This is a genomic window from Methylibium sp. T29, assembly GCF_000576205.1.
Taxonomy (GTDB): Bacteria; Pseudomonadota; Gammaproteobacteria; order Burkholderiales; family Burkholderiaceae_C; genus Methylibium; species Methylibium petroleiphilum.
Window position 1 is genome coordinate 1 of the sequence record NZ_AZND01000180.1, and the last position, 7,021, is coordinate 7,021.

At 68.9% G+C, this 7,021-nt stretch carries 11 protein-coding genes and 3 pseudogenes; 2 read left to right on the forward strand and 12 right to left on the reverse strand.

The genetic code is table 11. The features are described from left to right. The 7 genes and pseudogenes from x551_RS16535 to x551_RS16565 all read right to left on the reverse strand — a co-directional run. A pseudogene (locus x551_RS16535) lies at positions 1-328 on the reverse strand (GNAT family N-acetyltransferase); the annotation flags it as partial. Between the two features lie 13 nt (positions 329-341). Then, entirely contained in the window at positions 342-965 is a 624-nt protein-coding gene (locus x551_RS16540; protein WP_036235203.1) for a LysE family translocator, read from the reverse strand. A 33-nt stretch (positions 966-998) separates the two neighbouring features. Next, positions 999-1,496 (reverse strand): hypothetical protein, encoded by a 498-nt coding sequence (locus x551_RS16545; protein WP_152543549.1) that lies wholly within the window; start codon positions 1,494-1,496, stop codon positions 999-1,001. Positions 1,497-1,558: 62 nt separating this feature from the next. After that, positions 1,559-1,981 (reverse strand): hypothetical protein, encoded by a 423-nt coding sequence (locus x551_RS16550; RefSeq protein WP_051495890.1) that lies wholly within the window; start codon positions 1,979-1,981, stop codon positions 1,559-1,561. 15 nt (positions 1,982-1,996) lie between these two features. Beyond that, positions 1,997-2,608, reverse strand: coding sequence for an antibiotic biosynthesis monooxygenase (locus x551_RS16555; protein WP_231497774.1), 612 nt, complete (start codon positions 2,606-2,608; stop codon positions 1,997-1,999). A 43-nt stretch (positions 2,609-2,651) separates the two neighbouring features. Continuing rightward, entirely contained in the window at positions 2,652-2,945 is a 294-nt protein-coding gene (locus x551_RS16560) for a hypothetical protein (protein ID WP_011828284.1), read from the reverse strand. A 104-nt stretch (positions 2,946-3,049) separates the two neighbouring features. Beyond that, the gene (locus tag x551_RS16565; RefSeq protein WP_036235209.1) at positions 3,050-3,229 is read right to left on the reverse strand and encodes a hypothetical protein; all 180 of its coding nucleotides are present in this window, start codon (positions 3,227-3,229) and stop codon (positions 3,050-3,052) included. A 29-nt stretch (positions 3,230-3,258) separates the two neighbouring features. Between x551_RS16565 and x551_RS16570 the strand changes: the two genes are divergently transcribed. Together x551_RS16570 and x551_RS16575 are read left to right on the forward strand one after the other, a co-directional pair. Beyond that, the gene (locus tag x551_RS16570) at positions 3,259-3,717 is read left to right on the forward strand and encodes a DUF2946 domain-containing protein (RefSeq protein WP_231497775.1); all 459 of its coding nucleotides are present in this window, start codon (positions 3,259-3,261) and stop codon (positions 3,715-3,717) included. Between the two features lie 135 nt (positions 3,718-3,852). Continuing rightward, positions 3,853-4,329 carry a copper chaperone PCu(A)C gene (locus x551_RS16575; RefSeq protein ID WP_036235211.1) on the forward strand — a complete coding sequence of 159 codons (477 nt, stop codon included), beginning with the start codon at positions 3,853-3,855 and terminating at the stop codon, positions 4,327-4,329. A gap of 23 nt (positions 4,330-4,352) precedes the next feature. Here the strand turns inward: x551_RS16575 and x551_RS16580 are convergent, their stop codons facing one another. The 5 genes and pseudogenes from x551_RS16580 to x551_RS26545 all read right to left on the reverse strand — a co-directional run. Beyond that, positions 4,353-4,799, reverse strand: coding sequence for an SRPBCC family protein (locus x551_RS16580; RefSeq protein WP_036235213.1), 447 nt, complete (start codon positions 4,797-4,799; stop codon positions 4,353-4,355). 16 nt (positions 4,800-4,815) lie between these two features. Beyond that, on the reverse strand, positions 4,816-5,340 hold the full coding sequence (locus x551_RS16585; protein ID WP_036235215.1) for a DinB family protein: 525 nt from the start codon (positions 5,338-5,340) through the stop codon (positions 4,816-4,818). Between the two features lie 23 nt (positions 5,341-5,363). Beyond that, positions 5,364-5,855 (reverse strand): hypothetical protein, encoded by a 492-nt coding sequence (locus x551_RS16590; RefSeq protein WP_036235217.1) that lies wholly within the window; start codon positions 5,853-5,855, stop codon positions 5,364-5,366. A 373-nt stretch (positions 5,856-6,228) separates the two neighbouring features. Further along, a pseudogene (locus tag x551_RS27545) lies at positions 6,229-6,573 on the reverse strand (DUF5990 family protein); the annotation flags it as partial. Between the two features lie 140 nt (positions 6,574-6,713). Continuing rightward, positions 6,714-7,021: pseudogene (locus tag x551_RS26545) on the reverse strand (hypothetical protein); the annotation flags it as partial.

Genomic DNA, 7,021 nt, shown 5'->3' on the forward strand with positions numbered 1-7,021 from the left:
GTGCCCGGCGGCAGCGCCGCTCGGGTGGATCGTCGGCATCGGGCCGGCGGCGGCGCCGGGCCGTCCCACACCATCTGGTGCATGGTGGACTCGGCTCGATGTGCCAGCCGGCCGGCGCCGGTCCGGACCAGCCGGCGCAGTACAAGGGCTCACCGCTGGCGCAGTGCGGCGCCAGCGCGGCGAAGTCGGGGCGCTGCAGGTCCGCGAACCCAACGATCGGCGAGAAGCCCGGCGCATAGCGCCGCGCCGTGTCGCCACCGACCGACCAGCGCGACTGCGGCCCGGACAGCGTGTGCCAGGTGATGTTGTCCAGCAGATCGGCGTTCATGGGGCGGTGCGGCTCAGCGCGACTCCGACAGCGCGAGGTTCGCGCCCAGCCCGGCGAAGCAGCCGGCGAAGCCGCGGCGCAGCCAGTCCTGCACCCGCGGCGACTCGAGCACCACGCCGCGGAAGGCGTCGGCCAGCAGCCCGTAGACGACGAACACCGCGAAGGTCATCGCCATGAACACGCCGCTGAGCACCAGCATCTGCGCCAGCGGCGAAGCAGCGTCCGCTGCCACGAACTGCGGCAGGAAGGCCAGGAAGAAGATCGTGAGCTTGGGGTTCAGCGTGTTCAGCAGCGCGGCCCGCGTGACCAGGCTGCGCATCGGCAGCGGTGCGGCGGTGGCGTCCCGGTCGACGGCGAACGCCCCGCGGTCGCGCCAGGTGGTCCAGGCCAGGTAGAACAGGTAGGCGACCCCGGCGAACTTGAGTGCCTGGAAGGCGAGAGCGCTGGTGTGCATCACCGCCGACAACCCCAGCATCGAGGCCAGCAGGTGCGGCACGATGCCCGCGGTGCAGCCCAGCGACGCATAGACGCTGGCGCGCCGGCCCTGCGCGAGCCCGGTGGACACGGTGAAAACGACCCCGGTGCCGGGGATCAGCACGACGATGAGCGAGGTGACGAGGAACTGCAGCGTGATCAAGCGTCGGTCTCCTGGGCGTGGTCTTGTTCGTCGTCAGCCGGGGCAGTGCTTGTCGCCGGGCGCGCGGCGGTAGAGCGTGAATTCGGCCTGCGTGTCGAGGTCGCGGTAGCGGTGGGTGAGCGCATCGATCGCAACGATGTCGGTGCAGTAGCGCTGGCCCGGGCGCAGCCAGAAGTTCTCGCTCGCGGCGGTGACGGTGTAGCACATGCGGGCGCCGCTGATGTCGACCCGGCCGGCGCCGTGGAAGGGGCGCGGGTCGTCCTCGGTGCGACCGCAGGCCTCGAAGCGGCCATCGGCATGGAACTCGTCCCAGGCCCAGCAACTGCGCCCGCCATCCTCGGAGTTGCACCACAGGCCCAGCAGGGCGCGGTGCAGCGTGGCGTCCTGCGCTACCGACGGCAGCGGGAACAGCGGCAGCAACATCGACAACAGCAGCAGTTGCCACCGCACCATCGCCCGCCGCCGCGTCGGCACGCGGAACCCTGGCGCGGAACGCTGCCACGTCGCGGCGGACGGTCGGATCGGCTTCATCGGAGGGTGGCGTTGTAGAACATGGCCGGTGCCCGAGGCAAGTGCCGACCGCCTGCTGGCCATCAGCGGGCCGGCCTGCCGCCGCCGCGCAGCCACGCGGCCAGCAGCGGTGCGAACAGCGTGAAGACCAGCACGGCCGGCCACAGGTTGCCGTCGCCGAAGCGGTACGCGGCGAACAGCTCGGGCCAGGACCTGCCCTGCACCATGCGGCCGAAGCCGAACTCGAAGCCCAGCGCGAGCAGCAGCCAGAGCAGGCCCATGCCGAGCCATTGTGTGCGGTCCAGCGGGCCCAGGCGCGGGATGCAGGCGAGCGCCACCGCCAGGATGCACGCACACAGCAGCAGCCCGCTCAGCACCAGCGCGGCCGGCAGGCCGAGGCGAGGAACGAGCACCAGTTCGCGCAGCCCGCCGTTCAAGAAGGCCAGCGCCAGGATCGCCAGCCAGGCGAGCAGGGCGCCGCGCAGCGGCAGGCGGCGCGCGGGCATCCGGTCGCCCCGGCCTCAGGCGAACAGCCAGCGCCGCAGCAGCCGGGTGTAGCGCGGCATCACCACCCAGACCATCAGGCTGACCACGATGCCGGTCACCGCCAGCATCGTCAGCGGCGGGTGGCCCGCCAGGCCCAGCGCGCTCAGCACCGGCGCAACGAGCAGCGGCACCAGCAGCACCAGCGGGTAGATCGCCGACCACGTGACCAGCGCCTGCTTCCAGCGCACCGGCAGCTGGGCCTTCGCGCCGGCCGGCGTGAACCAGAAGTCCAGCCCGCTGCGGATGAAGAAGTCGTCGCCGCTCTCCAGCAGCGGGGACACCGCCTCGATCAGGCGCCTGCGGTCGGCCGAGGCCATCCAGGCCTGCAGGTGCTCGCAGGTGTCGAAACGGATGATCACCGTGAACGTTTCGGTGAGTCCGGGGATGGGGCGGATGACGTGCCAGTCCAGGTGCCCCGGCGCGGCCCGGCTCAACGGGGCGATCTCGGCCATCCAGCGCTCGTAGTCGGCCTGGCGGTCGTGGCGCACGCGATGGCTGATGACGGCGGTGGCGCCGGTGTCGTCTCGGGCGCCGGCGTCGGCGCCACCGTCGGCATCGGGACAGGCAGGCGGGGTGTCGCGGCTCATGGTGGGCGGGTGTGGCATCGGTGGAGGGGTGGCCAGCCGGCGCTCAGGCCTTGGGCGCCAGCAGGAACGCGAGCCCCAGCGCGGCCATGCTCGCACCCAGCGCCCAGCGTGTGGTGGGCGACTCGCGCGACAACCGGCCGCGAGCGAGGCCCATGCACACCAGCCCCGCGATGAGCGGCGACAGGCCCAGCAGCCACAGCGACACGCCGCTGAAGACGAACTGCCGCGGCGGCTCCCGCGTGGGCAGCGCGACCCCGCCGCCGAACAGCACGACGAGGCCCAGCGCGGCCAGCGCGGCGCCGAACAGGTAGGTGATCAGCAGGGTGGGGCGCAGCATGGTGCGGATGATGCCGTCACCGCAGGCAGAACGGCGCCGGAGGCACCGAAGACCCGTCGCCCGCCATCAGCGCCCGCGCCGGACCTGGAAGGCGCCGAGGCCCATCAGGCGACCGCCGGCCAGAAGCTGAAGAAGAACAGCAGCCCGGGCCCGATGGGGTTGGGGTTCGGATCGGGCCACAGGCCCACCGCCGCGAGCAGCACGATGGCGAGCAGCGGGCTCCAGCCCAGCACGGCCAGCCAGAAGCCGATGCGGAACCAGCGGTTGGCGAGGTAGGTGCGCATCGATCGTTCACGTCGACATGACTTGCATCATGACGCGCAGTATCGGGCTGCTCGCCCTCCGTGCCTACAATGCCTCGATGACCATCGGCCGCCGGCTCCGAGCCCTCACGCTGTGGATCGCGTGCTGCGCGATCCTGCTGGGCGGACTCGCGCCGACGCTGTCGCATGCGTTCGCCGCCGACGTTCCCGCGGGCTGGGTCGAGGTCTGCAGCGTCACCGGCTCGAAGCTGGTTCGTGTCGATGCCGGCGACACGCTGGGTCCGGATGCCGCGGACCTGTCGGACCCGGGCGGGTCGCGCGCTCATGCGCTCGAGCATTGCCCCTACTGCTCCACGCACACGGCCGTGCCGGGACTGCCGCCCGCCGCCCCGGCAGACCTGATCCTCGACGTGCGGGAGCACCGCGTTCCTGCGCTGTTCCTGGCCGCGCCGCGAACCCTGTTCGCCTGGGCCATTGCCCAGTCCCGCGCTCCCCCACTGAAGACCTGAACGTCGAACCCCGGCAGCGCAGCGCGTGAGCGTCGCGTTCCGGCCTCGCCTTCGTTCACCCACCCGCGGTCAGGCCGACCGCACGCGGCGCGCACTGACGCACTTCAACAATCCGACCTATCGAAAGGATCTGCCATGCATGTCAAACCCTCCATCGCCGCCGCACTGTTGTGCGGTGCCCTGGCCACTGCCGCGTCGGCCCAGGTCGCCGTCCAGGACGCCTGGGTTCGCGCAACGGTGCCGCAGCAAAAGGCCACGGGCGCCTTCATGCAGCTCACCGCGGCGCAGGACAGCCGGTTGGTTTCGGTCCAATCGACCGTCGCGGCCCTGGTCGAACTGCACGAGATGAGCATCCAGGACGGCGTGATGAAGATGCGCGAGATCCCGGGACTGGCCCTGCCGGCAGGCAAGGCCGTCGACCTGAAGCCCGGCAGCTATCACGTCATGCTGATGAACCTCAAGCAGCAGATGAAGGCCGGTGACAGCGTGCCGCTCACGCTGGTGTTCGAGGACAAGACCGGCAAGCGCGACACTGTGGAGGTCAAGGCCGAAGTGAGGGCGCTCGGGACCCAGCCCGCGAAGCAGGACGGGCACGGCGGTCACAAGCATTGAGCCTGGGGCCGCGGTGCGCCTCGTCAGTCGGGGATCTGCGGCTCCACCAACTGGGCCAGCTGGGCGAGCGATTCCTGCCAGCCCAGGTAGCACATCTCGAGCGGAATGACCTCGGGGATGCCCGCCTGCGTGATGCTCACGTCGGTGCCGCAGAGCACCGGCTTCAGCGACACGGTCACCTCCATGACACCGGGCAGGTTGGGGTCGTCGAACGTGTCGGTGTAGCGGATCCGCTCGTTCGGCACCAGCTCCAGGTACTCACCACCGAACGCGTGGCTGTTGCCCGACGTGAAGTTGCTGAACGACATGCGGAAGCTGCCGCCGGCGCGCGCCTCCAGGTGGTGGACCTTGCACGTGAAGCCGTACGGAGGCAGCCACTTGCTCAGGGCATCGCCGTCGAGGAAGGCGCGGTAGACCTTCTCGGGCGGGCTGCGGAGAACGCGGTGAAGGCGGACGGTGTGGTCGGACATGGGGTGACCTCGCTGTTCATCGGTGCCCGGCCCGAACGCCTGGCGGAGCGTCTCTCAGAAAGACCGGAAGATCCATCACCGGTGGGCGGGATTCTGCCCGGTAGAGCATCTCCGCGACGTAGCCGCGGTGGTAGGTCTTGTGATTGACGATGTGGAGAAGCATCTCGCCCCGCGTCATCGACCCGGCGCCGCCGTCGACGAACGCGAACGAGACCACCTCCTCGTGCGCTTCGTCCGAAAGCCGGTCGGCGTACCCGACGTACCAGTCGTCCACGGCCGCTTGCGCCGCCTGCAGGGCATCGAGCGGGAGCAGCACCTCGGGCGTGCGGGAACCAAAGCCATGCGGCTCGTGCTGGAGGTGGGCCTTCCAGATCAGGTCGATGTGGTGCGCGTGGTTGAGCGTGCCGAGCATGCGCCCCAGCGAGGAAGCTGCGCCCGGCGTGTTGCCGTTGGCCGCGAAGCCGCTCAAGGCCATGAACAGGCGGGCATTCGCCCAGGCGCTGTAACGCGTGAGCATCCGGACAGGGCGGGTGAGCGGCATCGTGGGGGTCCCGACGCGCGGGTTCAGCGGCTGCCCGCGCCGCGCCCGTAGCCCTTGACCGCTGCCCAGCCGAGCACCGCGAAAAGCGCGAGAACCAGGCCTTGGGCCGCTGCAAACGCCGGGGCGGCAGGGGTCGGCGCCAGGAGGGCCAGCGCCGGCGTCTTCTGCAGCAGCTGGGCCAGAAGCACAAAGACGTTCAGATAGAGCGCCACGACGCTGAGCACCACGAAGGCTCGGCGCCAGCCCCCTTCAAGATGCTTCCAGTACACCGCGGCCAAGGCGCCCAGCAGGACGACCAGCGACAACGCCCCCACGATGTGGGACGGCAGCAGCGCGACGAACGGAAAGCCGAACCCGGTGAGGCTCGTCAACAAGGTCGTCGCCAGGAACAGTCCCACCCAACGCGAGAAGCGGACACCGGCGATCAAGCCCCCCACGACGACCAGGCCGGAGAAGATGCCGACCAGGCTGAGCAGCACGTGGACGAGCAGGTAGGTCTTGGGATCGACGGGCATGTGAATCTCCTCGTTGAAGAAAACTTGCGACGATGTGCGTGCGACTCAGGGGAGTGCGGATGCCACCACGAGGGCCATCCAGGGCGCCACAAGCAAAACGGTGGCCCAGAGCCATCGGATGCCCATGCTCGCCACCGCATTCAAGACGGGAAGCAGACCGAAGGCGACGAAGTGGCCGCGATGGTGCCGATGCATGGGGATGGCAAGGCCTCAGATTCGATCCAGACGGTCCGCGAAGGTGGGGCGCCGGGGCAGAAACCGGGGAAATGTACTACCCCATACCTGGGTTCGGGCCAGGTGCCACGCCGTACTTCAACCCAGAAGACTCGACAGGTCATCAGCGGCTTGACTCGCGGGAAGCCTCTGCAAAGGCTCAGGCAAGATCCGGCGCGAAACTCCAGACGACTGATCGGGGTTGAACCGATGCGCAAACTGGGCCGCCATCGGCCATCGTGCCGACAACGCGAGCCTCGATGACCCCCTCAGAGGTAGAGAGTACCGCCTCGACGATCTGCCTGGGAATGGAAGCCAGCTTCAACTTCGCGCGACGTGTCCATCCTGAGTTCGCCTGGCCCGCGAGGGTGCCGGAGTTGATGTAGACGAAGCGGTCCGACGGCGGCCCCTGTGCAAACTCACCCACGAAATTGACAGATCCCTCCAGCAGCGGCGAACCCAGGCGAAGCGAGAGCTCGAACTGGATGCCTCGTGCTGCCCAGGCAACGGCTCCAGCAACTCCGACCGACCGCGTTGCACGGCGAACTGAACGCCAGACGGCGGATCCACGACGAGGATCCGCATTCGGATGGACTGCTCAGGTTTGGCTTTGCGCACGAAGAGGCTCAGTTGTTTGACGTTGGGTTAGACGGCGTCGTCACGCGTCCGCTTGAACGAAGGGTCAGGCGCCACTTTACGCAGCGCCTGAACGGCGTGCATAGCTGACCGTGAGCATTTCCCACTGATGGCCTTCGGGCTCGTTCCAGTAAACCATTCTTCCGCCGTAGTCCGTGTTGATCTTCCGATCCGTCGGACCTCGAACCTGGCTTCTGTAGCAATGCCTGCGTCTCGCAAGCGCCGAAGGATTTGATCGAATTCTTCTTCTGATACTCGGAAGCAGAAGTGCTCGACCGGAAAGGCTTCTTCCGTCTGAATGAAGTCCAGCGTTAGGG

Coding starts and splice junctions, on each gene's coding strand:
- x551_RS16545 (WP_152543549.1), bottom strand. CDS start 1,496: ATGAAGCCGATCCGACCGTCCGCCGCGACGTGGCAGCGTTCCGCGCCA.
- x551_RS16550 (WP_051495890.1), bottom strand. CDS start 1,981: ATGCCCGCGCGCCGCCTGCCGCTGCGCGGCGCCCTGCTCGCCTGGCTG.
- x551_RS16555 (WP_231497774.1), bottom strand. CDS start 2,608: ATGAGCCGCGACACCCCGCCTGCCTGTCCCGATGCCGACGGTGGCGCC.
- x551_RS16560 (WP_011828284.1), bottom strand. CDS start 2,945: ATGCTGCGCCCCACCCTGCTGATCACCTACCTGTTCGGCGCCGCGCTG.
- x551_RS16565 (WP_036235209.1), bottom strand. CDS start 3,229: ATGCGCACCTACCTCGCCAACCGCTGGTTCCGCATCGGCTTCTGGCTG.
- x551_RS16570 (WP_231497775.1), top strand. CDS start 3,259: ATGACGCGCAGTATCGGGCTGCTCGCCCTCCGTGCCTACAATGCCTCG.
- x551_RS16575 (WP_036235211.1), top strand. CDS start 3,853: ATGCATGTCAAACCCTCCATCGCCGCCGCACTGTTGTGCGGTGCCCTG.
- x551_RS16580 (WP_036235213.1), bottom strand. CDS start 4,799: ATGTCCGACCACACCGTCCGCCTTCACCGCGTTCTCCGCAGCCCGCCC.
- x551_RS16585 (WP_036235215.1), bottom strand. CDS start 5,340: ATGCCGCTCACCCGCCCTGTCCGGATGCTCACGCGTTACAGCGCCTGG.
- x551_RS16590 (WP_036235217.1), bottom strand. CDS start 5,855: ATGCCCGTCGATCCCAAGACCTACCTGCTCGTCCACGTGCTGCTCAGC.